At 61.9% G+C, this 24415-nt stretch carries 31 protein-coding genes and 1 tRNA gene; 20 read left to right on the plus strand and 12 right to left on the minus strand.

Annotation, left to right across the window (positions count from 1 at the left end):
- Positions 1–51 precede the first annotated feature (51 nt).
- Genes radA through QMG56_RS07295 form a run of 5 tightly spaced genes read left to right on the plus strand, consistent with a single transcriptional unit; the run spans position 52 to position 4594 of the window.
- The gene (gene radA / locus QMG56_RS07275) at positions 52–1419 is read left to right on the plus strand and encodes a DNA repair protein RadA (RefSeq protein WP_281821906.1); all 1368 of its coding nucleotides are present in this window, start codon (positions 52–54) and stop codon (positions 1417–1419) included.
- 48 nt (positions 1420–1467) lie between these two features.
- Positions 1468–1980: a CvpA family protein gene (locus tag QMG56_RS07280; RefSeq protein ID WP_281821907.1), complete on the plus strand. Its 513-nt coding sequence runs from the start codon at positions 1468–1470 to the stop codon at positions 1978–1980.
- Positions 1981–2028: 48 nt separating this feature from the next.
- Positions 2029–2463, plus strand: a complete 435-nt coding sequence (locus QMG56_RS07285) for an iron-sulfur cluster assembly scaffold protein (RefSeq protein WP_281821908.1) — start codon at positions 2029–2031, stop codon at positions 2461–2463.
- Entirely contained in the window at positions 2463–4271 is a 1809-nt protein-coding gene (locus QMG56_RS07290) for a cation:proton antiporter (RefSeq protein WP_281821909.1), read from the plus strand. The genes QMG56_RS07285 and QMG56_RS07290 overlap by 1 nt, the downstream gene beginning before the upstream one ends.
- Positions 4268–4594 (plus strand): DUF423 domain-containing protein, encoded by a 327-nt coding sequence (locus QMG56_RS07295; protein WP_230187130.1) that lies wholly within the window; start codon positions 4268–4270, stop codon positions 4592–4594. Before QMG56_RS07290 ends, QMG56_RS07295 begins: the two co-directional genes overlap by 4 nt.
- Here the strand turns inward: QMG56_RS07295 and QMG56_RS07300 are convergent.
- The 3 genes from QMG56_RS07300 to QMG56_RS07310 are packed head-to-tail and all read right to left on the minus strand — an operon-like array spanning position 4562 to position 6410.
- Positions 4562–4735: a DUF2256 domain-containing protein gene (locus tag QMG56_RS07300; protein ID WP_230187129.1), complete on the minus strand. Its 174-nt coding sequence runs from the start codon at positions 4733–4735 to the stop codon at positions 4562–4564. The genes QMG56_RS07295 and QMG56_RS07300 overlap by 33 nt on opposite strands.
- Positions 4735–5838, minus strand: a complete 1104-nt coding sequence (gene aroB, locus QMG56_RS07305) for a 3-dehydroquinate synthase (protein WP_281821910.1) — start codon at positions 5836–5838, stop codon at positions 4735–4737. The genes QMG56_RS07300 and aroB overlap by 1 nt, the downstream gene beginning before the upstream one ends.
- The gene (locus tag QMG56_RS07310; RefSeq protein WP_230187127.1) at positions 5835–6410 is read right to left on the minus strand and encodes a shikimate kinase; all 576 of its coding nucleotides are present in this window, start codon (positions 6408–6410) and stop codon (positions 5835–5837) included. The genes aroB and QMG56_RS07310 overlap by 4 nt, the downstream gene beginning before the upstream one ends.
- Before the next feature lie 120 nt (positions 6411–6530).
- Here QMG56_RS07310 and QMG56_RS07315 point away from each other — a divergent pair, with 120 nt between their 5' ends.
- The 5 genes from QMG56_RS07315 to QMG56_RS07335 all read left to right on the plus strand — a co-directional run bounded on the left by QMG56_RS07315 (position 6531) and on the right by QMG56_RS07335 (position 12133).
- Positions 6531–6707, plus strand: coding sequence for a hypothetical protein (locus QMG56_RS07315; RefSeq protein WP_281821911.1), 177 nt, complete (start codon positions 6531–6533; stop codon positions 6705–6707).
- Between the two features lie 33 nt (positions 6708–6740).
- Complete coding sequence (locus QMG56_RS07320; RefSeq protein WP_281821991.1) at positions 6741–8549, plus strand: hypothetical protein; 1809 nt, start codon at positions 6741–6743, stop codon at positions 8547–8549.
- A gap of 190 nt (positions 8550–8739) precedes the next feature.
- Entirely contained in the window at positions 8740–9636 is an 897-nt protein-coding gene (locus QMG56_RS07325) for a tyrosine recombinase (protein ID WP_281821912.1), read from the plus strand.
- 10 nt (positions 9637–9646) lie between these two features.
- Positions 9647–10591 (plus strand): acetyl-CoA carboxylase carboxyltransferase subunit alpha, encoded by a 945-nt coding sequence (locus QMG56_RS07330; RefSeq protein WP_281821914.1) that lies wholly within the window; start codon positions 9647–9649, stop codon positions 10589–10591.
- Between the two features lie 63 nt (positions 10592–10654).
- Positions 10655–12133: a M48 family metalloprotease gene (locus QMG56_RS07335; RefSeq protein WP_281821915.1), complete on the plus strand. Its 1479-nt coding sequence runs from the start codon at positions 10655–10657 to the stop codon at positions 12131–12133.
- A gap of 70 nt (positions 12134–12203) precedes the next feature.
- Here the strand turns inward: QMG56_RS07335 and QMG56_RS07340 are convergent, their stop codons facing one another.
- Both QMG56_RS07340 and QMG56_RS07345 read right to left on the minus strand, forming a co-directional pair.
- A complete protein-coding gene (locus QMG56_RS07340) occupies positions 12204–12365 on the minus strand; it encodes a Flp family type IVb pilin (protein WP_230187122.1) in 162 nt (53 codons plus the stop codon).
- Between the two features lie 358 nt (positions 12366–12723).
- Positions 12724–12909 (minus strand): Flp family type IVb pilin, encoded by a 186-nt coding sequence (locus QMG56_RS07345; protein WP_230187121.1) that lies wholly within the window; start codon positions 12907–12909, stop codon positions 12724–12726.
- Between the two features lie 66 nt (positions 12910–12975).
- Between QMG56_RS07345 and QMG56_RS07350 the strand changes: the two genes are divergently transcribed.
- The 3 genes from QMG56_RS07350 to QMG56_RS07360 all read left to right on the plus strand — a co-directional run bounded on the left by QMG56_RS07350 (position 12976) and on the right by QMG56_RS07360 (position 14520).
- The gene (locus tag QMG56_RS07350; protein ID WP_230187120.1) at positions 12976–13398 is read left to right on the plus strand and encodes a (deoxy)nucleoside triphosphate pyrophosphohydrolase; all 423 of its coding nucleotides are present in this window, start codon (positions 12976–12978) and stop codon (positions 13396–13398) included.
- A 154-nt stretch (positions 13399–13552) separates the two neighbouring features.
- Positions 13553–14092 carry a glycoside hydrolase family 108 protein gene (locus QMG56_RS07355; protein WP_281821916.1) on the plus strand — a complete coding sequence of 180 codons (540 nt, stop codon included), beginning with the start codon at positions 13553–13555 and terminating at the stop codon, positions 14090–14092.
- Positions 14093–14106: 14 nt separating this feature from the next.
- Positions 14107–14520: a holin family protein gene (locus QMG56_RS07360; protein ID WP_281821918.1), complete on the plus strand. Its 414-nt coding sequence runs from the start codon at positions 14107–14109 to the stop codon at positions 14518–14520.
- A 33-nt stretch (positions 14521–14553) separates the two neighbouring features.
- Here the strand turns inward: QMG56_RS07360 and rmuC are convergent, their stop codons facing one another.
- The 3 genes from rmuC to recR all read right to left on the minus strand — a co-directional run bounded on the left by rmuC (position 14554) and on the right by recR (position 17311).
- Positions 14554–15981 (minus strand): DNA recombination protein RmuC, encoded by a 1428-nt coding sequence (rmuC, locus tag QMG56_RS07365; RefSeq protein WP_281821919.1) that lies wholly within the window; start codon positions 15979–15981, stop codon positions 14554–14556.
- A gap of 163 nt (positions 15982–16144) precedes the next feature.
- A complete protein-coding gene (gene def, locus QMG56_RS07370; protein ID WP_281821920.1) occupies positions 16145–16678 on the minus strand; it encodes a peptide deformylase in 534 nt (177 codons plus the stop codon).
- A 36-nt stretch (positions 16679–16714) separates the two neighbouring features.
- The gene (gene recR / locus QMG56_RS07375) at positions 16715–17311 is read right to left on the minus strand and encodes a recombination mediator RecR (protein ID WP_230187265.1); all 597 of its coding nucleotides are present in this window, start codon (positions 17309–17311) and stop codon (positions 16715–16717) included.
- Positions 17312–17365: 54 nt separating this feature from the next.
- Here recR and fmt point away from each other — a divergent pair, with 54 nt between their 5' ends.
- The 5 genes from fmt to purQ all read left to right on the plus strand — a co-directional run bounded on the left by fmt (position 17366) and on the right by purQ (position 21195).
- Entirely contained in the window at positions 17366–18274 is a 909-nt protein-coding gene (gene fmt / locus QMG56_RS07380) for a methionyl-tRNA formyltransferase (RefSeq protein WP_281821921.1), read from the plus strand.
- 132 nt (positions 18275–18406) lie between these two features.
- Positions 18407–19147 carry a tRNA pseudouridine(38-40) synthase TruA gene (gene truA / locus QMG56_RS07385; protein ID WP_281821923.1) on the plus strand — a complete coding sequence of 247 codons (741 nt, stop codon included), beginning with the start codon at positions 18407–18409 and terminating at the stop codon, positions 19145–19147.
- A gap of 169 nt (positions 19148–19316) precedes the next feature.
- Positions 19317–20096, plus strand: a complete 780-nt coding sequence (gene purC, locus QMG56_RS07390) for a phosphoribosylaminoimidazolesuccinocarboxamide synthase (protein ID WP_230187112.1) — start codon at positions 19317–19319, stop codon at positions 20094–20096.
- Between the two features lie 189 nt (positions 20097–20285).
- Positions 20286–20519: a phosphoribosylformylglycinamidine synthase subunit PurS gene (gene purS / locus QMG56_RS07395; protein WP_230187111.1), complete on the plus strand. Its 234-nt coding sequence runs from the start codon at positions 20286–20288 to the stop codon at positions 20517–20519.
- Position 20520: 1 nt separating this feature from the next.
- Complete coding sequence (gene purQ, locus QMG56_RS07400) at positions 20521–21195, plus strand: phosphoribosylformylglycinamidine synthase subunit PurQ (protein WP_281821924.1); 675 nt, start codon at positions 20521–20523, stop codon at positions 21193–21195.
- On the opposite strand, the gene QMG56_RS07405 is transcribed toward purQ, so the two are convergent.
- From QMG56_RS07405 to QMG56_RS07415, 3 genes are all read right to left on the minus strand, one after another.
- Entirely contained in the window at positions 21192–22178 is a 987-nt protein-coding gene (locus tag QMG56_RS07405) for a VacJ family lipoprotein (protein ID WP_281821925.1), read from the minus strand. The two genes, purQ and QMG56_RS07405, sit on opposite strands and share 4 nt — an antisense overlap.
- 144 nt (positions 22179–22322) lie before the next feature.
- A complete protein-coding gene (locus QMG56_RS07410) occupies positions 22323–22664 on the minus strand; it encodes a hypothetical protein (protein ID WP_230187108.1) in 342 nt (113 codons plus the stop codon).
- Between the two features lie 6 nt (positions 22665–22670).
- A complete protein-coding gene (locus QMG56_RS07415) occupies positions 22671–23423 on the minus strand; it encodes a queuosine precursor transporter (RefSeq protein WP_281821927.1) in 753 nt (250 codons plus the stop codon).
- Positions 23424–23538: 115 nt separating this feature from the next.
- Between QMG56_RS07415 and QMG56_RS07420 the strand changes: the two genes are divergently transcribed.
- Together QMG56_RS07420 and QMG56_RS07425 are read left to right on the plus strand one after the other, a co-directional pair.
- Positions 23539–23615, plus strand: a tRNA-Arg gene (locus QMG56_RS07420).
- Positions 23616–23726: 111 nt separating this feature from the next.
- Complete coding sequence (locus tag QMG56_RS07425) at positions 23727–24140, plus strand: membrane protease subunit (protein ID WP_281821929.1); 414 nt, start codon at positions 23727–23729, stop codon at positions 24138–24140.
- Between the two features lie 95 nt (positions 24141–24235).
- Here the strand turns inward: QMG56_RS07425 and QMG56_RS07430 are convergent, their stop codons facing one another.
- Positions 24236–24370 (minus strand): hypothetical protein, encoded by a 135-nt coding sequence (locus tag QMG56_RS07430; protein WP_281821930.1) that lies wholly within the window; start codon positions 24368–24370, stop codon positions 24236–24238.
- Positions 24371–24415: the final 45 nt, after the last annotated feature.

Below are 24415 nucleotides of genomic sequence, written 5' to 3' on the forward strand. Positions count from 1 at the left end.
GTGTTCCGCATATGTTCTGATATGAAGGACGGGATTTAGCGGGATTTGGGAATGGCCAAGGCAAAACGTAAATTCGTGTGTCAGCAATGCGGATCGATCGCCCCGCGCTGGCAGGGGCAGTGCGACGACTGCGGCGAATGGAACAGCCTGTACGAAGAAGCGGGCGACACCGTGTTCGCCGCCAAGCACGACCTCCAGACTGGAGGACGCGCATTGCAGATGATCGGCCTCGACAGCGCCATTGCCCTGCCGCCTCGCGCCAGCACCGGCATCGCGGAATTCGACCGCGCTTTGGGCGGCGGTCTCGTATCGGGATCGGCGACATTGATCGGCGGCGATCCGGGCATCGGCAAATCCACGCTGCTGTTGCAGGCAGCGGCACGGATGGCCATGCGCGGTCTGTCGGTCGCCTATATCAGCGGTGAGGAAGCGGCCGATCAGGTGCGTCTCCGCGCGCAGCGGCTCGGCCTCGGCAGCGCCCCTGTCCAACTGGCCAGCGCGACGTCCGTGCGCGACATCCTGACCACCTTGGGCGAAAGCCAGCCCCCTGCCCTGCTCGTCATCGATTCGATCCAGACGATGCACAGCGACTTGATCGAAGGCGCACCGGGCACTGTCAGTCAGGTCCGCGCCTCTGCGCAGGAATTGATCCGCTTCGCCAAACAACGCGGCACTGCCGTCGTGCTGGTTGGCCATGTGACCAAGGACGGCAGCATCGCCGGTCCCCGCGTGCTCGAACATATGGTCGATACGGTGCTCAGTTTCGAAGGCGAGCGCAGCCATCAATATCGCATCCTGCGCGCGATCAAGAACCGCTTTGGCGGCACCGATGAAATCGGGGTGTTTTCGATGGCGGAGGAAGGGCTAGCCGAAGTCAGCAATCCTTCCGCCCTGTTCCTCACGCATCGCGACGAATCGGTGACGGGCGCGACGGTCTTTCCGGCTCTGGAAGGCACCCGCCCTGTCCTCATCGAGATACAGGCGCTCACCGTCCGCCTCGCCAGCGGCGCAACGCCCCGCCGCGCGGTCGTGGGATGGGACAGCGGACGCCTTGCCATGATCCTTGCGGTGCTGGAGGCGCGCTGCGGCCTCAGCTTCTCGACCTGCGAAGTCTATCTCAATATCGCGGGGGGATACCGCATATCCGATCCTGCCGCCGATTTGGCTGTGGCCGGTGCCTTGATCTCCGCGCTTGCAGAAAAGCCGATACCTGCCGATGCCGTTCTCTTCGGCGAAGTCGCGCTTTCCGGGGAAATTCGCCCCGTCGCGCACGCACCCATGCGCTTGCGCGAAGCCGCCAAACTGGGCTTCGACCGTGCCCTCGTCCCCGCTTCGGTGGCGGATGGCGCAAAGGGCATCACGCTCAGCGGCTATCGCACCTTGGCACAGTTCGTCGATCATATGCTTGGAAGAGGATGATAGAGTTGCCTCTTCCCTCCCTGCCTCTAACCTTCTAAGTCCACGGCCATGACCGCTCTCGACATTTTCGTTCTGCTTATCGTCGGTGGCGGCGCAGTGTTGGGGCTGTTCCGCGGCTTCGTGATGGAAACACTGTCGCTGATCGCCTGGGTACTGGCGGTGTTCGCCATCCGCCTGTTCCATGCACCTGTATCGGCAATCCTCACCGAATATGTCGGAACGGAAAGCGGCGCGGCTGCGCTTGCCTTTGTGCTCGTATTTGGCGCGACCTTCGCCATCGGCAAATTCATCGCCAGCGCTTTGGGCGCACGCACGCGCAAATCGATCCTCGGCCCTGTAGATCGGGTATTGGGCGGCGGCTTCGGTGCAATCAAAGGCCTGATCGGCGTGACTTTGCTGTTCCTGGCTTTCACGCTGGTGCACGACACCATCTATGGCGGCGGGTCGCAGCGTCCCGATTGGCTCAAATCCTCGCGCACCTTCCCGCTCCTCGATGCCAGCGGGCGCGCGATCAGCGAATTTCTGGAAGAGCGCCGCACGGGTGGAACGGACGCGCAATAATCACGCGACGCCTTCTATCCGACATCAATGTCGCCTACATGGGCGAAGATGAGTGCTCCCTTATACAATACCGACATATTGCGGCTTGCCACCAGCATTCCGCACCACGAGCGTCTTGCCGACCCCGACGCCAGCGTCGAGCGCCGCTCCGCAACTTGCGGTAGCCGCGTGACCGTGGACGTGCGGATGGACGACGCCGGAAACATCGCAGACCTTGGTCTGGAAGTGCGCGCCTGCGCCCTTGGGCAGGCCTCCGCCTCCCTGATGGCCGCCAATGCCGTGGGCCAAAATGTCGATGCGCTATTGCAAGCCCGCGATAAGCTGGCTGCCTATCTTGCCGGAACGGACGACGACCTCGCCTTCTGGCCGGGCCTGTCCGTCCTTGCCCCGGCGCGAGACTATCCCGCCCGCCACGCCTCGATCCGCCTCAGCTTCGACGCCGTCGCACAGGCCGCGGCGGACGCCGTAAAGGCCGGCGTCTGATGGCTGTTGCAGAGGCCGTCAGCGCCACGGATATACTCCTCTCCGAAGGCGTAATCCTGCTCGGTGCAGGCGTTGCTTTTGTCATCCTCTTCCGTCGCTTCGGCCTCGGTGCTGTCCTGGGTTACCTCGTCGCGGGTGCAATCGTCGGTCCGCAGGGACTGGCTCTGGTCGGCGGCGGGCAATCCAAACTCGCCATCGCCGAAATCGGCATCGTCCTGCTGCTGTTTCTGGTCGGTCTCGAACTCAATCCCGCCCGTCTTTGGCGGCTAAAACGCGACATCTTCGGGCTGGGCCTGTTGCAGGTCATCGCATGCGGGCTCGCGCTTACCGGCGTCATCTTCCTGTTCACTGGCTTTAGCTGGGGCGCAGCGCTGGCCCTCGGCCTGCCTCTCGGCCTGTCGTCGACCGCGCAGGTTCTGCCAGGCCTGAAAAGCAGCGGCCGGATCAACTCGCCCTTCGGTGAAAAGGCATTCTCGATCCTGCTGTTTCAGGATCTCTCGATCGTCCCGCTCATCACCATCATCGCGGCGCTCTCCCGCAATCCCGCCGACGCCGCCGGTCCGCCGGGGTGGCAGATGGCGCTTTATACGGTTGGCGCCATAATCGGTCTGGTGCTGGCCGGTCGCTTCATTCTCAGCCCGCTGCTCCGCCTTGTCGGCAATCTGGGCGAGCGTGAACTATTTGTGGCCGTCGGCTTATTTACCGTACTGGCCAGCGCTGCGCTCATGCACAGCCTGCATCTTTCGACCGCGCTCGGCGCATTCGTGGCAGGCGTGATGCTGGCGGATTCGCCTTATCGCCATGAGATCGAAGCCGATGTGGAGCCGTTCCGCACGATCCTGCTCGGCCTGTTCTTTCTGGCGGTCGGCATGGTGCTGGACATCCATGCCGTTCTGGCCAATCCGATCTTCGTCATCAGCCTGGCGGTCGTGCTGGTTGCGGTAAAGGCGGCCATCATTACCGGTCTCGCCCGCGCCTTCGGGATAGACTGGCGACAGGGTCTCGCTTTGGGCCTGTTGCTCAGTCAGGGCGGCGAATTCGGCTTTGTCCTGTTCGCTCAGGCACAAAACGCTCTCCTGATCGCGCCCGAAGCGGCCAGCCTGTTCAGCGCCATTGTCACGCTGTCCATGGCAACCACGCCGTTCCTAATGCTGTTCGCAAGCAGGCTGGAATTCGCCACGCCCAAGGACGGTTCCGATATGGATGGTCCCGAACTTGCCGAACAAGGCACGGCGCTTGTCATCGGCTACGGGCGCTTCGGTCAGACGGTTGCGCAAATGCTGATGGCCAGCGGCTGCGCGGTCACGATGATCGACAAGAAACCCGCCCAGATCGAAGTGTCGGGCCGCTTCGACGTTAAGGTCTATTACGGAGACGGCACGCGCATCGACCTGTTGCGCCGTGCCGGAGCGGAGGATGCCCGGATCATCGCATTCTGCCACGACGACTCCAATTTCGACCGCAAGCAGCTCGAACCGATCATGGAGGCCTTTCCGCAAGCGGCGATATTCGTGCGCGCGTTCGACCGGCGACAATTGATGGAATTGAGCGAACTCGACATCACCGGCACGGTTCGCGAAGTCTATGAATCGGCTGTGTGCATGGGTTGGCAGGCGATGCAAGCGCTCGGCATGTCGGACGAAGCCATCGCCAATGTCGAACGGCAATATCGCGATACCGACCGGGAACGCCTCGACCGGCAGATCGCGGCGGGCGGCGATATTTATGCGGGCCGGGGCATGATGTATAATGCGCAGCACCGCGCCGACCCGCTTCTCATCGTAAACACCGTGGAGGAAGGCGCATGATCGCTATGCTCGCTGCATTGTCTGCTGCTCTGGCTGTAGGGGCAGGTGCCTTCGGTGCGCACGGTGCATCCTCTCCCCAAGCCGCCGAGTGGCTGCGTACCGGCGGCATGTATCAGCTCGTTCATGCCGTCGCAGCCCTTGCGATCATGAGTATCGCGCGCGGTCCCGCGACGCTGTTGCTGGCGGGCGGCGCAATCTTCGGGGGCACGCTTTACATCATGGCTTTGGGTGGCCCGCGCTGGCTGGGCGCCGTGACGCCGATTGGCGGCAGCTTGCTGATCGCCGGATGGCTATGGCTCGCGTGGATCTACTTTCGCAGCTGACTTGGCGGCGCCCCGGCATTTGTCGGAACAATAAAGAACATTCTCCCAATCGCGCGCCCATTTCTTTCGCCAGACGAAGGGGCGATTGCAGATCGGGCATATTTTAGACGGCAAGTTCGCTTTCGCGACGCCATTGGGCATCAGCCGCGTTCTTCGTCCAGAAAGGCCGCGACGTCGGCCAGATCGACGTCCTTCGCCAGAAACGTTTGCCCGATCCCCCGCGCCAGCAGGAACGGCAGCTTCCCGCCCGCCATCTTCTTGTCATGCAGCATATGCGCCACCAGTTCCGCGCCGGATGCCTTAACATGGGCGCTCGCCAGATCATGCGGCAATCCGACAGTCTGCAGATGCGCAGTCACCCGAGCGGCATCCGCCGGATCGCACAGTCCCTGCCGCGCCGAAAAGCGGAAGGCCAGCGCCATGCCCGCCGCCACGCCTTCGCCATGCAACAGCGTGTCGGAAAAGCCTGTATCGGCTTCCAGCGCATGACCGAAGGTATGGCCCAGGTTCAGCAGAGCGCGCCGCCCGGTCGTTTCCCGCTCGTCATCCGCTACGATGGCAGCCTTCGCGCGCACGCTCTTTTCGATGGCATAGAGCTGCGCGGCCCGATCACCGGCAATCAGCGCAGGGCCATTTGCCTCGCACCAGTCGAAGAACGCGGCATCGTCGATCAGCCCATATTTCACGACTTCGGCATAACCCGCCGCCACTTCGCGAGACGGCAAGGTGTCGAGCGTCGAAGGATCGATCAACACAAAGGCCGGCTGATGAAACGCGCCGATCAGGTTCTTGCCCGCCGCGCTGTTGATGGCCGTCTTCCCACCGACCGAGCTATCGACTTGCGCCAGCAAGGTCGTCGGCACCTGCACGAAATTGCATCCGCGCTTCAGGATGGAGGCCGCAAAGCCGACCAGATCGCCGATCACCCCCCCGCCCAGCGCGACGATATGATCGCTGCGCTCCACTTCCAGCGCCAGCAACCGATCGAGCAGCGTTTCCAGATAGCGCCAGCTTTTCGTTCCTTCGCCCGATGGCAGAACGATAGGCTCGATGGCCACACCCCCTGCGGCAAGAGAAGCCTCCAGCCGGGTCAATTGCGCGGCGGCAACGTCATCGTCCGTAACCACGACCAGACGCCCGCCCCGCGCAAAGCGGGCCAGATGGGTAGCAGCCTGATCGAGCGCACCTTCGGCAATCAGGATATCATAGCTGCGGCTACCCAAGGTCACCGGAACGGTCGTCATAATGCTAGAGCTTTCACGATATTTTCGACGGCGGTTTCATGCGGTGCGACTACGCTTCGCACATGGATCGGGGCCAGCGCATAGACCGGGTTACGGATGGCAGCCAGTTCGGTCAGCACGGCGCGCGGATCGCGCCCCTTCAGCAAGGGCCGTCCTTCCCGCCGCGACACCCGATCCACCAGAACGTCGATATCCGCATCCAGCCACACGGCTTTCGCGGCCGACAGGATCAGCGCGCGTGTCTCGTCCTGCATGAATGCACCGCCGCCCGTTGCAATGACCTTGGGCGCGCCATCGATCAGCCGCGCAATAACCCGACGCTCGCCATCGCGAAAATGCGCTTCGCCATAGCGTTCGAACATCTCCGGAATGGTCATGCCCGCCGCTTCTTCGATTGCTTCGTCCGCATCGACGAAGGGCAGGCCCAGCCGGGCGGCCAACCGCCGCCCCACGGTGGATTTCCCGACACCCATCATGCCGACAAGAACGATCGGCCCCTGCTTTTGGAGGGCACTGCTGGCCGGAGCCGCCGCCGGAGACGGATCGTCAGGGGATTTGCTGTTTCGCTGCATCGCGAGCGGGGCTATACAGCCACCCGCTCATAAGGGCAAAAGCCGATTTCGTGGCGAAACGATGCGCGACCAGCGCCATTTTGCTGGCCAAGGCCCCGTCATTCGCCCTAAGAAAGTGCCATGAAGATTAAACGCCAGACCAACAGTTTCGAAAGCCGCCCCCGCAGGCGCAGCGCCTTGCCCATCATTCCCATCGTCCTGCTGATCGGCCTGTTCTGGCTGATGTGGGCGCGCGGCGGTGAACAGCCGCAGGTTCCGGTGGAAAAGGCGATTCCCGCCGAAAAGCTGGGCAAGTAGGACAAGGCATTGCAGCGCCGTAGCATCCTGTTGATGGCGGGCCTGCTCGCGGGCGGCGCCGCGTTGGCGCTGACCGTGCCGGTGATCGACGCGGGCTTTGCCCAGCGTGCGCCCGAATCGTTGCTGCCTCCCGGTTTCGGCGATCCGCCGGCGGCGGAACCGCCTCGTTCCAATGAGCCGCGCGCACCCGCGCCCGCAACGGGTCAGCCCCCCGCGACCATCCAGCCCTTGCCGCTCGATTCTGGCGTACCAGCCGACGTGCAGGACAATGCGGCCGAAGAAATCGCGCTGTCGGAAGAAGAACTTGCGGCGCAGGCGGCGAAATACGACCTTCCCGACACCGCGCGACGCTCGCTCGACAGGGTGGGGCCGCTGACCCCGGAAACACGCGGCCTGCCTGCCAATGCTTTCGGGCAGCAGTCCGGCCAGTATCTTGCGATATTGATGAAGCAGAGCCATGCGCCTTTCGCGTCGCGGTGGGCCTCCATCCTCATTCGACGGGCGCTGTTGTCGGCCATCGACACGCCACGCGATATCGACGGCGCGGATCTGGTCGCAGAACGCGCGTGGCTGTTGTTGCGCATGGGCGAGGCCGACTCCGCGCGCCTGTTGGTCCAGAGCGTGGACCCCGACAAGTTTACGCCCCGCCTGTACGCCGTCGCCATGCAAACCTATCTGGCGACTGCCGATCCGGCGGGTTTATGTCCGCTGTCCGCGGGCGCGCTGCGTACCAGCGATGAACCGGGCTGGCAGCTTTCCAAAGCGATTTGCGCGTCTTTTTCTGGCGATCAGGGCAGCGCCAGCGGCGCGCTCAATCAGGCGGAACGGCGTGGCACCGCGCGCGGCGTCGATTATCGCCTCGCCGAGAAGGTGGTCGGAGCAGGTTTCAACGCCCGCCGTTCGGTCAAAATCGAATGGGAAGGCGTGGACAGCCTCACCGCATGGCGGTTCGGCATGGCCACCGCAACCAACGTCCCGATCCCCGATACTTTATGGGCCAGCGCAGGGCCGCATGTCCGCGCATGGGAAGCCCGCGCACCGACGCTATCGCCCTTCCGGCGCTGGACCGGCGCGAATGTCGCGGCGCGTCTGGGTGTATTTTCCAATGCGGCTCTCGTCGGCTTTTATACTGAGGCGGCTGCCGATCCTGATGCGACCGACGCCATAAAGGACCGCGTCGAGGCGCTGCGCAATGCCTATACCGGCGGCACCGTCGACACGCGGATCGGGGCCATGCGCAAGCTGTGGCAGACCGAAGACGATGGCGTGGACTATGTCGGCCTGATCGCAGTGGCCCGCGCCGCTGCTGCCCTGCCCGTCACCTCCGCCGCCAGCGAGGACATTGCGCATCTGATCGCGGCCATGCTGAGCGCAGGCTATGACCGCAGCGCGGCGCGCTGGGCAAGTGCGCTGGGGCAACTCGATGGGGACGGAGGAGAGGATAGCTGGGCACTGTTGGCACTTGGCGCACCAACGCCGGTCGTCGAAATTTCGAGTAATCGCGTGTCGGCTTATCTCGACGCAGCCGGACCGCAAAAGGGCCGGATGCTGCTTGCTGGACTAGCCGGTCTCAATCGCCTTTCCGCTGGCGATGCAACGACGCTGGCTAACGATAACGGCCTGTCGCTGGCCCCCCGCAGCCGCTGGGCACGCGCCATCGGTGCTGCCGCGCAGCGGGGCGAAACGGGCACGGTCGCCTTGCTGGCCGGGGTCGGGATGCAGGTTGCCGACTGGCGCCGCCTGCCACCCTCACATCTCTATCACATCGTCGCGGCGCTGCATCGCGTCGGGCTAGACCCCGAAGCGCGCATGATAGCCGCCGAGGCAATTGCGCGGTTGTAGTCGCTCTCTCTCTCCTTCAGCGGAGGAGCAATCATATCCTGTGACCATGCAAGAAGCCGTTCTCCCGCGAAAGCGGGAGCCCAGGGCGACAAAGCGCTGCGTGTTGGGCCCTGGACCCCTGCTTTCGCAGGGGAACAGTGGGGGACAGGCCCGATGGATATAAGAGTCAGGAAGAGAGGGAGATGTTAGCATGACGACAGACGCCCCGCTGATCGACCGTTTCCTCGAAATGATGGCCGCAGAGCGCGGCGCGGCGCGCAATACCTTGCTTGCCTATCGCACCGACTTGCTTGCCGCATCGAAGGCAATCGGCGGCCTTGAGAAAGCCGACAATCACGCTCTGGAAAAGCTCGCTGGCCTGTGGTCCCAGCTTTCCGGCTCAACCGTCGCGCGCAAGGCATCGGCCCTGCGCGGCTTCTACGCCTTCCTGCAGGAAGAAGGATTCCGCGCGGACAACCCCGCCGCATCCCTTCCCCGCCCCGCCCTGCAACGCCCGCTGCCCAAAATCCTGAGCGCTGCCGACATCGACCGCATCTTCGCCGTCATTGAGGAGCGTCTCGCGGTGGAGCACCCCTCGCTGCAGGACATGCGCCTGTCCGCGATGATCGAGCTGCTCTATGGCTCCGGCCTGCGCGCGACCGAACTGGTGTCGCTGCCCCGCCGCGCGCTGGCGAGTGACCGTCCGTTCCTTATCCTGCGCGGCAAGGGCGGGAAGGAACGCATGGTGCCCATATCGGATCGTGCACGCGCTGCCGTCGCGACATGGTCGGCCTTCGTCCCGAACGATGCGCTCTGGCTCTTCCCCTCGGGCAAAAGCCACTTGAGCCGCATCCGCCTCTATCAAATGGTGAAAGCGCTCGCCGCCGCAGCCGGCATATCGCCCGACCGCGTCAGCCCGCACGTCCTGCGCCATGCTTTCGCCACGCACCTGCTGGAAGGCGGCGCAGACCTGCGCGCGCTTCAAACGATGCTGGGCCACGCCGACATCGGCACGACGCAGATCTACACCCATGTCGAGAGTTCCCGGCTGGTCGCGCTGGTCAACAGCCGTCATCCGCTCGTTGACCTCAAGCCGCGCTCGTCCTAACGGCTGCTTCATGGTCAGTTTTCTGGATTTCGAAAAGCCGATTGCCGCGCTCGAAGCGCGCATTGCCGAACTACGCGAAACCGCGCGCGATGGCGACTTGTCCATCGACGGCGAAATCGACAAGCTGCAGCAGCGCGCGCAGAAAATGCTGGCGGACACCTATGCCCGCCTGACGCCGTGGCAGAAGACGCAGGTCGCCCGCCATCCTGACCGCCCGCACTTCAAACATTATGTGGCAGGCATTTTCGACGAGTTCATCCCCCTTGCGGGCGACCGTGCCTTTGGCGACGATCAGGCGATCCTTGGTGGTTTTGCGAAGCTGGATGGCCGCAAGGTCATGGTCATCGGCCATGAAAAGGGCGACGACACCACCAGCCGCCTCAAACATAATTTCGGCATGGGCAAACCTGAAGGCTATCGCAAAGCGATCCGTCTTATGCAGCTTGCCGACCGCTTCGGACTTCCCGTGGTGACGCTGGTCGACACCTCCGGCGCGTTCCCCGGCGTTCAGGCCGAAGAGCGCGGTCAGGCCGAAGCGATTGCCCGCTCCACCGAACAATGTCTCGCGCTGGGCGTGCCGATGGTTGCCGCGGTCGTCGGTGAAGGCGGATCGGGCGGCGCGGTCGCCCTTGCTGCCGCCAACCGCGTGCTGATGTTCGAACATGCAGTCTACGCCGTGATCTCACCCGAAGGCTGCGCGTCGATCCTGTGGCGTACTGCGGAAAAGGCCAGCGAAGCGGCCACCGCGATGCAAGTTACGGCCCAGCATCTCAAGGCTCTGGGCGTGATAGACGCCATCATCCCTGAGCCAGTCGGCGGCGCACATCGCGCCCCGGCTGAAGCCATTGCTTCGCTGCGCGCCGCGCTTGGCACGCAACTCGATCAGCTCGGCACCATGAACGCCACGGCGCTGCGGATCGATCGTGCGGACAAGTTCCTCGCGATGGGAACCTGACGCCGTCAAAGGGTTTTCCTCCCCCACATCCTGCCCTAACGTGGCGGCAATAGGGAGACACACATGCGTAGGGTTTATTGGGCAACAGGTTGCGGCGTTCTGCTCGCGGGGACAATGCTCGCGCTACCGGCTGCAACCGGGCAGCAGCGGCAGATATCCACCGCAACGTCGATCAGCGCGCAGGACAGAGCCGAAGGTGCGAAGGCCCATCCGCAATTGCTCCAGGAATTTGGCGGCGCTTATGCAGGTCCGCAATCGGCTTATGTGACGACTGTCGGGCGCAAGATCGCAGTGCAATCGGGCCTGTCCAATGCGCAAAGCGATTTCACCGTTACCTTGCTCAACTCCCCGGTGAACAACGCCTTCGCGATTCCCGGCGGCTATGTCTATGTCACGCGGCAGTTGCTGGCCTTGATGAACGACGAAGCCGAGTTGGCCGGGGTTCTGGGCCATGAAGTCGGCCACGTTGCCGCATTGCACGGGCAGCGCCGCCAGAAAGCCGCGAGCCGCAATGCGATTGGCGGCACATTGCTGCAAGTTCTTGCAGGCGCGGTCTTGGGCGATTCGGGCTTAGGCAGCATCCTCCAGAAGGGGATCGGCACCGCCAGTCAGGCGCTGACGTTGAAGTTCTCCCGCTCGCAGGAATATGAGGCTGACGACCTGGGCATCCGGTATCTTGCCAATGCAGGCTATGACCCCAAGGCGCTCTCCTCGACGCTCGCGTCGCTCGCGGCTCAAAACGCCATAGATCAGCGGGTTACGGGCAACAGCCGGACCGTTCCCGAATGGGCCAGCACCCACCCCGACCCCGAAGCCCGCGTTTCACGCGCTTTGCAACGGGCAAAGGCAACCGGCGCCACCAGCACCTTGCGCAATCGCGACAGCTTCCTCGCTGCCATCGACGGCACCTTGTACGGTGACGATCCCAAGCAAGGCGTGATCGAAGGCAATCGCTTCCGCCACCCGGACCTGCGCCTCGCTTTCGCGATTCCCACGGGATACACGATGGAGAATGGCGCCGCTGCCGTCAGCATCACGGGGGCGAACGGCCAAGCGCAGTTCACCGGCGCAAGCTATAACGGCAACATGACCGACTACATCAGCGCGGCCTTTTCCAGCATCGCAAAGAATGCGTCGATTTCCCCCGATGCCATCCGCACCACAACGATCAACGGCATTCCGGCAAGCTATGCCAGCGCGCGCGCCAATGCGCAGTCCGGGCCTGTCGACGTCACGGTGTTCGCGTATCAATTCGGTCCGAAAACGGCCTATCATTTCCTGATGATCGCACCCGCTGGGCGGGGCATCGGTCCGTTCGAACCCATGATCCAGTCCGTCCAGCGCCTGAGCGCGCAGGATGCCGCCGCGATCAAGGCACGTCGCGTCAATGTGATAACGGTAAAGCCCGGCGACACCGTTGCGTCGCTATCGGCAAAGATGGCCTATCCCGATTATCGCGAAGACCGCTTCCGGGTCATAAATGCCCTGCCCGGCGCGGCAACCGTGCGTCCCGGACAAAAGGTGAAAATCGTAAGCTACTGATCACGCGAACGATAAAAAAAGGCGGCGGGAATATCCCGCCGCCCTTCTTTTGAACATAATGCTAAAAGCATTACGTCAGGTTTTTTGCAACCTTGTCGAAGGTGTTCGTCAGGTTACCACCAAGGCTCTTCATTGCGGTGATGGCAGCAACTGCGATCAGAGCAGCGATCAGGCCATATTCGATAGCCGTCGCGCCCTTGTTGTTGCGGATCATTTTACGGATATGCATCATGTCGTCTTCCCTTCTTAGAAATAGCGGCAGAGGGGTCAAATCTCTACCTTCGCAAAATCGAGCAAACTTAGTTCATGCTGTTCGATACTTTAGTGAATATATTATTCAGTTGGCCGCCTAAGGTTCTCATCGCACCAAGAACGGCCACGGCAATCAAGCAACCATCAGACCGTATGCAATGGGAGTTTCACTATGTTGTTTTTGATCATCTTGCGAATAAACAACATTTGTAACCCCCAAATATATAGTCTCGAAAGCGACCTTACTTGCCGGTAATCTTCAGCAAGTGATATTCGATCTAGACCGGAGAGGTTTCCAAAACATTAAACGGGCGGTATTAATTGTCAGATATCTATAGTTAATTTTCGGTTACTTTAGCAGAAATATTATTCCACATCGCGTTGGACTTGGTTGCGACTTCATGAAGAGCTGCGAGCATCGCCAGAACGATCATGGCGCAGATCAATCCATATTCGACCGCAGTGGCACCGCGCTGAGAGCGAATCAGCACGCTATGCGTGAAATATCGAATAATATTGCGCACGAAGCACCCCGCCCTTTCTGCTATCAGGCGCGACTGTAAGGCATTGTGCGTTAATGGATTGTTATAATGGCAAGTGAATTACCCGCGAGTACCCCTCTTTTGCATGTTGTCGCGGCTGCGCTGGTAGACGCCGACGGTCGTGTCCTGCTGCAGCAACGGCCGCTAAACGGATCGTTGGCCGGTCTGTGGGAATTTCCCGGCGGCAAAATCGAACCCGGCGAAACACCCGAAGCCGCGCTGATCCGCGAACTGGAAGAGGAACTGGGTATTGCGACGCACGCCAGTTGCCTGGCGCCGGCAGCATTTGCCAGTGAGCCTTTGGACGACAAGCATCTCGTGATGCTGCTCTATATCTGCCGCAAATGGAAAGGCACGCCAGAGGCACATCATGCCACCGGCCTGAAGTGGCTGCGACCCGCACAGATGTACGGCGTGCCCATGCCCAAAGCGGACCTTCCGCTCATCGGCTTGTTGGACGCACTGATATGACCGGCGTTGCGCGGGCCTGAGGTTCCGAAACAATCCACTGGTGATCGTCCACCGATACGCCATCAAATCAGGTCAGATGGACCCGCCCCATATCGCCCTGTCCTACATATAACCACATAGGTTATTTGTAATGCTTCAAGACAGGAGCATGGGCATGGATATAGATATATTGATCGACGAAGTGATTGCGCGCGAAGGGGGCTATAGCAACCATCCGACGGATCGCGGCGGGCCCACTCGATGGGGGATTACGCAGGCGGTGGCGCGGGCGCATGGGTTTGCGGGCAGCATGTGCGATTTTCCGCGGGCGGACGCTGTCGCAATCTATCGCGCGCGCTATTGGGACGGGCCGAAATTCGCGTTCGTCGCGGAACTGGCACCGCGCATTGCTGCAGAATTGTTCGATACCGGTGTGAATATGGGACCAGCGGTCGCCACCGGCTTTCTGCAACGCGCACTCAATGCGCTCAATCGCAACGGACGGGACTTCGCCGATCTGGCGGTGGATCGGCGGATCGGCCCGCGCACACTTGCGACGCTCGGTGAATTTATAGAGTCGCGTGGTCGGAACGGCGAGACCGTGTTGCTGAAGGCAATGGAGGCGTTGCAGGGCGCGCGTTACATCGACCTGGCCGAAAGCCGTCCCGCCAACGAAGCCTTTCTCTACGGCTGGCTTGCAAACCGCATCGGTTAAGGGGGAGCACTATCATGGGACTATTAAACGGCATCATCGGCCCGGTCGCCCAATTGATCGACAAGGTCATTCCCGACCCGGAAGCCCGCGACCGCGCGAAGCTCGAACTGCTCAAGCTGGAAACCAGCCGCGAAATCGACAGCATACAGGCACAATTGTCCGCGATCCTGGCCGAAGCGCAATCGGCCGACCCGTGGACCAGCCGCGCACGCCCGGCGTTTCTGTACGTCATGTATGCGCTGTTATTATGGGCGATCCCTATGGGGATGATTGCAGGGATACGCCCCGAACTGGCCGAAGCCATTGCGCGGGGGATCACCGCCTATCTCAACGGCCTGCCCGAACCGCTCTACGCGCTCTTCGGCACCGGCTATCTGGGGTACACGGCCGCACGGACTTGGGGGAAGGTGAAGGGCGTCGATCGGTAGCCTGTTACATACCGGGGGAGAAGGGCTTTACGCCTACTCCCCCACCCTCGCGGCCACTTTCACGACCTCCGGCTCCGGCAAAGCCCTCAGCCCCTCTTCCGTCGTGGGCTCCCGCGCCAGCACGTCCAGCGGATCGAGCATTTCGATCTCCTTGCCGCCCGTCTCGATATCCAGATCGCGGAAGCGCCGCCCGGATGACAGCACCCGCGTTTCGAAGCTGCCGATGAAACTGTTGTAATTCGCGACCGCACTGCTCAGCCCGCTGCCCAACCGCTTGAGATGCGTGGCGGCCACTGCGAGCCGCTCATACAATTCCTTGCCCAGCGCACCGACCTGCTTGGCCTGATCCTGCATTTTGGCCTGTCGCCAATGCCCCGCCAACGTCCGCGCAAGCGGCAGGAACGTCGCCGGACCGCAGATAATCACGCGATTCTTCGCCGCGCGTTCCCACAGGTCCATGTCGGCTTCCAGCGCGGCGGTGACGAAATTGTCGCCCGGCACATACATGATGACGAAATCAGGCGCCTTGTCGAACTGCTCCCAATAAGCCTTGCGCCCCAGTGCGTCGGCATGGGTGCGCAGCGCGCGGGCATGGTCGGCGAAATAGCGTTCGCGCGGCACATTCTCGGTCTGCTCGACGGCGTTGAGATAAGCTTCCAGCGAACATTTTACGTCGACCACCAACTGCTGATCGCCAGGCAAACGGATGATGAAATCGGGGCGCAACCGGCCGTCGTCGGTATTGACCGAGACTTCCTCGGTAAAATCGACAAAGGCCGACAGCCCCGCCGTTTCGATGAGGTTCTTGAACTGCTGCTCACCCCACCGCCCGCGCGTCTTGGGCGCGGCGCGCAAGGCATTGACCAGCTTGGCGGTTTCGTCACGCACTTGCCCCTGCCCCAGCTTCACTTGCTCGACAGCTTCGCGCAATTCGTGATAGCTGCCGACGCGGTCCTTCTCGACGCGCTGCAACCCTTCCTCATAGCGTTTGAGCGTGGTTTCGACCGGCTGCAGCAACCCCTTGAGTTGCGCTTCGCTCTTCTCATTGGCCTGCGCAAAACGCTGATCGGCGCGGTCGAGGAAGGTCTTTTGCGCCTGCTCCAATATCTTGCCGCCGATCTCACTGAACTGCGCGGAAAGCTGTTCCTTAGCCTCGGTCAGCGCCTTGATCTGCGCCTCGAACGCTTCGGTGCGCGCCAGTTGTTCAGACCGGAACGCCGCCAGATCGCGCAACGCCGATTCGCGCTCGACCTGCACAGCATCCAGCCGCGCGGACACCGCCGCCGCCTGATCCGCCCGCTCCCGCGCCACGGCAAGGTCGCGCTCGGCGGTGTCGCGCTGCGCTACGGCGGCGTCCAGGCGCGCCGATAACGCCGCCATCCCCTGCCCACGCGCGATCCATCCGGCAACGAGGCCAGCGAGCAAAGCGGCAATGATGAGAGCGACGGCAAGAAGGTCCATGGGCACTTTCCGCAAGAGAACGAAAAGGGAACTTACTGGACGTTGCGCAGAGTGGCAAGTGGGTCGTCGCCCCATACCATAATCGTCACCCCAGCGAAGGCTGGGGTCTCATACGGCAGCGCGCCATCGCCTGAGATCCCAGCCTTCGCTGGGACGACGAGGACTAAGCTGCCTTGGCTTCCTTGCGCTGCTTGGCCAGCTTCTTCAGCACCATCTCGCGCTTCAGCCGCGACAGATGATCGATGAACAGCACCCCTTCGAGGTGATCCATCTCATGCTGCAAACACGTCGCCAGCAAACCTTCCAGTTGCTCCTCGCGGATGCGGCCATCGCGGTCCATCCAGCTTGCACGGATGCTCGCAGGGCGCTCCACATCGGCATATTGGTCGGGGACCGACAGGCACCCTTCCTGATAGATCGAAATATCGTCCGACCCTTCGATGATCTGCGGATTGATGAACACCATCGGCCGCTTGACCGGCTCGCCGCCTTCTTCCTCCGGCTCCTGCAAGTCCATCACGAGAACGCGCTTGGGCACCCCCACCTGAATGGCGGCAAGGCCAATGCCCGGCGCGTCGTACATCGTTTCGAACATATCATCGATCAGCCGTTGCAGATCGGCGTCGATCAACTCGACGGGCGTGGAAATAGTGCGCAATCGCGGATCGGGCGTTTCGATGATGGGAAGAATGGCCATGGCGCTAAAATATGGCGACAACGCAATAAGATCAAGTCACCCTACGGGTCGGCGCGCCCTTAATGCCTGCGCCAGCGTTCCTTCGTCCAGATAGTCGAGCTCCCCCCCGACCGGCAGGCCGTGCGCAAGCTGCGTAAGCCGTATGGGAAAACGCTCCAGCCGTTCGATGATATAGTGCGCGGTCGTCTGCCCCTCCAGCGTGGCGTTCATCGCCAGCACCACTTCGTCGATGCCGCCCGCCGCCACCCGGCCGACCAGCGCATCTATCGACAGATCCTCCGGCCGCACCCCTTCGAGCGCGGACAATCGCCCGCCCAGCACATGAAAACGCCCCGGAAACAGACGCGACTTGTCGAGCGCCCACAGGTCGGACACATCCTCCACGACACACAATGCGCGGTCGTCGCGACGCGGATCGGTGCAGATGCCGCAGGGATCGACTGTATCGACATTGCCGCACAGCGCGCAGGTGGACAGGTTCTGCTCCACTGCCTCCAGCGCACGGCGCAGCGGCCCCAGCGCCAGTTCGCGTTTCTTGAGAAGATGCAGCACCGCCCGCCGCGCCGATCGCGGTCCCAGACCGGGAAGGCGGGAGAGCGCCTGCGTCAACGCTTCGATTTCAGGAGAGGCCATATCGCGCAACATAGGGGCTTGCGCTCCCGCCCGACAAGGGCTTGAGAGAAGACCATGCGTATAGTCTACATGGGAACGCCCGATTTTGCGGTGCCGGGGCTGGAAAAGCTGGTCGCTGCGGGGCACGATATCGTTGCGGTATATAGCCAGCCGCCCCGCCCGGCGGGTCGCGGCAAGGCACTGCGCCCCTCCCCCGTTCAGGCGCGGGCGGAGGCCTTCGGGTTGCCGGCGCATGTGCCAGTAAGCCTGAAGGATGCCGACGCGCAGGCGGTGTTCGCGTCGCATGATGCCGATGTGGCGGTGGTGGCCGCTTATGGCCTCATTTTGCCGCGCGCCGTGCTGGATGCGCCCAAACGCGGTTGCCTCAACATCCACGCATCGCTCCTGCCGCGCTGGCGCGGGGCTGCGCCGATCCAGCGGGCGATCCTTGCAGGCGATCACGTTACCGGTGTGACGATCATGGATATGGAAGCGGGCCTCGATACCGGACCGATGCGGGCGAAACATGTAACGCCCGTGGAATATAAGACCGCCGGGGAGTTGACGACCGAACTGGCCGAGGCAGGCGCGGTGCTGATGACACAGGTACTGGAAGACCTCGACGCTTTCCCGCCCGTACCGCAACCGGACGAAGGCGTCACTTACGCGGCAAAGATCGACAAGGCCGAAGCGAAGATCGATTTCACCGCCGATGCCCACGCCGTCGAGCGGCAGATTCGCGCGTTCAATCCGGCCCCCGGCGCATTCTTCAGCTATGGCGGCGAACGCTTCCGCATCCATGCCGCGCATGTCGAAACGCGGAGCGGCGCAGCGGGCGAATTGCTCGACGATAGCCTGCTCATCGGCTGCGGCAAAGGCAGCATCCGCCCCACGCTGATCCAGCGCGCGGGCAAATCCGCTATGCTGCCGGGCGAATTGCTGCGCGGGTTCGATATGGCGGCGGGGACGCGGGTGGATGATTGAGCGCGACCATCTCCTTCTTACGTCACCCCCGCTCCTTCTTACGTCACCCCAGCGTAGGCTGGGGTCTCAGGCGACAGGATGCTACCTGGAGGCCTACGACACCAGCCTACGCTGGCGTGACGGTTCTCTCAAATGACTCGCTTCGCGTTCACCATAGAATTTGACGGCCGCCCCTTCATGGGTTGGCAGCGGCAGCCGCATGGCCCCACTATCCAGCAGGCCGTTGAGGACGCCATCACGGCCATCACCGGCGAAACGGTCGGCGTCCACGCGGCGGGGCGCACCGATACCGGCGTCCACGGCATCGCTATGCGCGCCCATGCCGACATCGCCAAGCCCTTCACCCCCTTCCGCCTGAGCGAAGCGCTCAACGCGAAAATGCGGCAGCAGCCTGTGGCGATCACCGACTGCGAGATCGTCGCGGATGACTGGCACGCGCGTTTTTCCTGCCTCGGTCGTTCCTATGTCTATCGCATCGCCAATCGCCGCGCGCCGCTGACATGGGAAAAAGGCCTCGCATGGCGCATCACGCAGGCGCTGGACAGCGACGCCATGCACGAAGCCGCACAGGCGCTCATCGGCCTTCATGATTTCACCACCTTCCGCTCGGTGCATTGCCAGTCGGCCAGCCCCGTCAAGACGCTCGACCGGCTGGACGTGATCCGCACCGGCGACCGCATAAACATTCACGCGGCGGCACGCTCTTTCCTGCACCATCAGGTCCGCTCGATGGTGGGCTGCCTCGCGCTGGTCGGCACCGGCAAATGGACGGTGGAAGACATGCGCGCCGCGCTGGAGGCAAAGGACCGCGCCGCCTTGGGCCTCAACGCCCCGCCCGATGGGCTGTATTTCGTGGGGGCGGTGTACCCCTGATCTAAAATTCGTCATCCCTGCAATGCGAAGGGAAACCCAAACCAGCCGCTCCCCCATTTGCACCGCTCCCCACTTTGGTCTATTGGCCCCCACTACAGCCCCGGCGACCGCTGATCCTTAACGATTCGCGTTTGCCGGGGCGCATTGTTTTACAAGCAGGGATATGCCGATGGCCCGTCGCCGCCAGATTTACGAAGGCAAAGCCAAGATCCTCTATGAGGGTCCAGAACCCGGCACGCTGATCCAGTATTTCAAGGATGATGCGACTGCCTTCAATGCGCAGAAAAAGGGTACGATTTCCGGCAAGGGCGTACTCAACAACCGCATTTCGGAGCATATCTTCACGCTCCTCGCGCAGATCGGCGTGCCTACCCACTTCATCCGCCGCCTCAACATGCGTGAGCAGTTGATTCGTCAGGTCGAGATCATCCCGATCGAAGTGATCGTGCGCAACGTCGCCGCCGGATCGCTCAGCAAGAAACTGGGTATCGAGGAAGGCACGCAGCTTCCCCGCACGCTCATCGAATATTGCTACAAGGACGATGCGCTGGGCGATCCGATGATTTCGGACGAGCACATTGCCTGCTTCGGCTGGGCCAGCCAGGAAGAAATGCACGACATCGCCGACATGGCGATCCGCGTGAACGACTTCATGTGCGGCCTGTTCGCCGGCATCGGCATCCGCCTCATTGACTTCAAGCTGGAATTTGGCCGCATTTGGGACGGTGAATTCAGCCGCGTCATTCTCGCTGACGAAATCAGCCCTGACGGCTGCCGCCTGTGGGACGCCGTCACCAACGAAAAGCTCGACAAGGACCGCTTCCGTCGCGACCTTGGCGGCGAAGTCGAAGCCTATCAGGAAGTCGCCCGTCGCCTTGGCCTGCTGCCCGAAGGCGCCGAAAACGCGATCCTCGACATGGAAACGCACCGGAAAAAGCGCGGGATATAAGTTCGCTCGACACTGTCGTGTTCCTGCGCAGGCAGGAACCCAGTAATAGTGCAACGTTTGCGCGTGATGAGATTACTGGGTTCCTGCATCCGCAGGAACACTTTACCCTATTGTTTCGGAACCCGCTTCATATCGGCGCGCATTTGGTCTAGGGGGTCCGCAACTTACCCCATTCAGGAGTCCCGCCCCATGAAAGCCCGCATTTTCGTGACCCTCAAGGGCGGTGTGCTCGATCCGCAGGGCAAGGCGATCCATCATGCGCTGAGCGGTCTGGGCTTCGAAGGCGTGAACGACGTTCGTGCGGGCAAGCTGCTCGAACTCGATCTCGCCGACGGCACCAGCGATGCGGACATCGATGCCATGTGTCAGAAGCTGCTGGCCAATACCGTCATCGAAAATTACCGCATCGAAAAGGTCGCTTAAGATGAAGAGCGCCGTCATCGTCTTTCCCGGCAGCAATTGCGACCGCGATCTGGCCGTGGCCTTCGAACAGATCACCGGCACTGCGCCCGCGATGGTCTGGCATGGCGACAGCGCATTGCCCGAAGGGATCGACCTGATCGGCGTTCCCGGCGGCTTTTCCTATGGCGATTATCTGCGCTCCGGCGCGATGGCCGCCCGTTCGCCGGTGATGCAGGCCGTGGCACAGGCCGCGGAGCGCGGCACCTTCGTTTTCGGGGTGTGCAACGGCTTTCAGGTTCTGACCGAAACCGGCCTGCTCCCCGGCGCGCTGATGCGCAATGCAGGCATCCATTTCGTCTGCCGCGACGTGAAGCTGACAGTCGACAACACCCAGTCCGCCTTCACCGCAAAATATGAAGCGGGCGAGACGATCACCATCCCCGTCGCTCACCATGACGGCAACTATTTCGCCGACGACGCGACGCTCGACCGGCTGGAAGGCGAAGGCCGCGTGGCGTTCCGCTATGCCGAAAACGTCAACGGATCGGCGCGCAACATCGCTGGCATCCTGAACGATGCCGGTAATGTGCTGGGCATGATGCCGCATCCCGAACGCATGATCGAACCCGCGCATGGCGGCACCGACGGCCGCCGCCTGTTCGAAGGCCTCGTCGAAGGACTGCTTACCCGCGCTTAACTGGGTGGCGGGTTCACCCCTGCCTGTGGCTGGGGCGATGGCGTAACATCGGTGTCGGCTGGCAAATCGGTGGGCAGCGGCGCATTCCCCTCAGCGGGCGGCACATCGCTGACCTCATCTTCAGGCACCCACTTGCCATTGCCCTTGCCATGCAGCGCGTCGATTTCGGCCTGCCGACCCTTCAGATAATATTCGCGCGACATGGCATAGGGATCGTCGGCTGACTTGATCTTGCGGATTTGCCCATCGAACTCGACGCGGCTGTTGAGCAGCCCCAGCACCGTTGCCGGAATGACATAGGCCGGTTGGCTGAACGGCTTGCCGACTGCAAAGGGCAGGAACATCCCGTCAATCGTATAGCCGATCAGGTCGCGCACCGTCGTCGGCCCCATCAGCGGCACGTAAAGGAACGGTCCCGGCTTGATACCATAATAGCCCATCGTGTTGGCAAAGCCGTTCGGGCGATAGGGCAGATGGAAGGGCTTCTTCTTCGCCGCATCAACCAGCCCGGCGATGCCGACGGTGGTGTTGATCGCGAAACGGCCAGCGGTTTCGGCGGCCTTGCCGGGCTTTAGCTGCAACATGTAATTGATGAACACGACCGGCTCGAACAGATTGCGCAGGAAATTGCGCATCCCCTTCCGGATCGGGCTCGGCACCGAGTCCTGATACGCCATCGCCACCGGACCGACGACGGCGTCGTCCACCTTCTGCGTCACGCCAAACGCTTCCGCGTTCACCTGTTCCAGCGGATCTCCCGGCGCAGCCTGCGCCTTGCCGCTCACGATAATTGCATTGGCATCGTCCGCGCTCTCCGGTGCGGTCGTCGGCAAAGCCGGCGGCAAGGTAGGCACGGTCGGCGGAACGGATGTCCTGATATCCCGGTCCTGCACAGCCGTTGCGACTGGTACGCTGGGAACATCGCCTTGTCCCGCTGGCGTACCCACCATCATCATTGCTGCGGTAATTGCCGGTAAACCCATCTATTCGCCCTTTAAGAAATCCGCCCCAAAACCAGATTCTGATAGGGACAGTGCGCCAGCGACATTGGACGCGGCGGTCGATTTGGCAATAGCTGAAGCAAATTTACATCTGTGTTACAGCGTTTTCGTGGGCGTCCGTGTCGGTCAGCCCCAGCTTCCGACCTTCTCGAACCGCTTAATCCGGGCGTAGAGCATGATCATCGTCGGCAGGAACATCGTGTTCAGAATATCATGCTGCGAAGCGGGCCAGTTGTTTTCCACACTGCCCTGCACCTGATTGAGATCGATGAACTCGTTGCAGCATTCGATCACGAAAAGGCCCAGCCACGGTGCCCAGTGATCCATGCGCTTGCGAGTCACCAGAGCGATCGACAGCAATATCAGGACGCCGACATGGATATGCATCGCGTCAGGGCTGAGGCCCACCGCAATTTCGATGTCATGTTTCCAGTTGCCCCAAACCGTGGACACTTCTTCCAATGTCATCCGCAATCAGATCCGCGTCTTGAAGGGCGTGAAATCGGTCTGGCTGTCATAGATATCCAGCCCTTCGGCGCGTTTCAGGCCATTGACGACCTTGTATGTCACCGGCGTCAGCAGCACTTCCCAGGCGACCTTCAACGCCCAGTTCGACACCATCACCGCCAGCACCTGCTCCGTGGACCAGACGCCCAGAAAGGCGATGGGATAGAATATCAGGCTGTCCACAGCCTGCCCGAACACCGTCGATCCGATGGTCCGGGTCCACAGCATCCGCCCCTGCGTCAGCAGCTTCATGCGCGACAGGACAAATGCGTTGACGAACTCCCCGCCCCAGAACCCGGCGATGGACGCGCCGACGATCCGCAATGTCTGCACCCCCAAAGTGCCGAACACGCCTTCATACGCGGCCTGCCCCTCCCAGCCCGGCGCAGGCGGCATGGCGACTACCACCACCGTCATCACCGCCAGAAAGATCAGCGCCCAGAACCCCGCCCAGATGCAACGACGCGCCCGCGCATAGCCATAGACTTCGGTCAGCACGTCGCCGATCACATAGCTGATCGGAAAGAACAGGATGCCCGCGCCGAAAATGAAAGGCTGCCCGAACAGCGTCACCGACGCCAGCTTCGCCGCGCCGATCACATTGGACAGCACCAGCACGACGACGAACGCAGCCATGACGAAATCGAAATGGCGCAGCGGACGCGCGCCGAGGGTGGAAGCGTCAATTTTCTCGATTGTTGCGGCTGGCGAACTATCCATACACTGTCCTGCATATCCAGCTTGCGCTGCATTGCAATGCGCCGCGTGCTGCATTGCACTATTTTGCAGCGCCGGATTTGCATCGCCCTCGCCCCGCCGCTATTGGAAGCCCAGCGCGCCCGTAGCTCAGTTGGATAGAGCACCCGCCTTCTAAGCGGGTGGTCGCTGGTTCGAATCCAGCCGGGCGCACCATATATTCAATTGTATAACCGCTGCTTTTGTGTGGTGCGGATTATCTGTACATTCCTGCTTCAGGCGGATTAATGCTCGGGCTTGTTTAGTGGTGGCGCTGGCGGGGAAGATATGAGCGGAGAAATAGGAGCGGCGGTCGGTATAGTCACCGCAATCGCATTGACGGTCGGCGTCGGCTTATGGGGCTGCCCGACGTACAACGTCTATTCGCAGGAGATGGCAGGCAAGGCCAAGCTGGCTGAAGCACAGTCGAGCCGACAGGTAGCGACGCTGGAAGCCAAAGCGAAGCTGGAAAGCGCAAAGATGTTGGCAGACGCGGAAATTATTCGCGCCGAAGGTGCAGCAAAAGCAAACCGTGTTCTGCAAGGCAGTCTTGGCGGACCGGAGGGCTATCTGCGTTATCTTCAGATTCAGGCTTTGGACGCAAAGGATGCGACCATCATTTACGTGCCGACTGAAGGCGGCTTGCCCCTGCTTGAAAGCAGTCGATTGACACCCCGGCCAACGTCTCCAGAAGGAGATTAAGGCGTCTGCAGCAAGCCTTTGCACGAACGCTGCGACGCTTTAGCGGAAACCATTCGTCCGACCGTCTTTGGCATTACGCCATCAGCATCATCGCATCATGCGAAATTGCCGGGAAATGGCTCCCCTTCCTCTTTGATATTTTCTTCGTCCTGCTCGGCATCATGAAGCGGCGCGTCGTCCTTTTCCTTTGGGTCGGTTTCCGTCTTCTTGGGATCGTCATGGGTGGTCATACAGGTCTCCTCCATGCCCGAACGCATGAGGTGCAAAGGAGTATC

This window comes from Sphingobium sp. BS19, from assembly GCF_027925545.1.
Classification (GTDB): Bacteria; Pseudomonadota; Alphaproteobacteria; order Sphingomonadales; family Sphingomonadaceae; genus Sphingobium.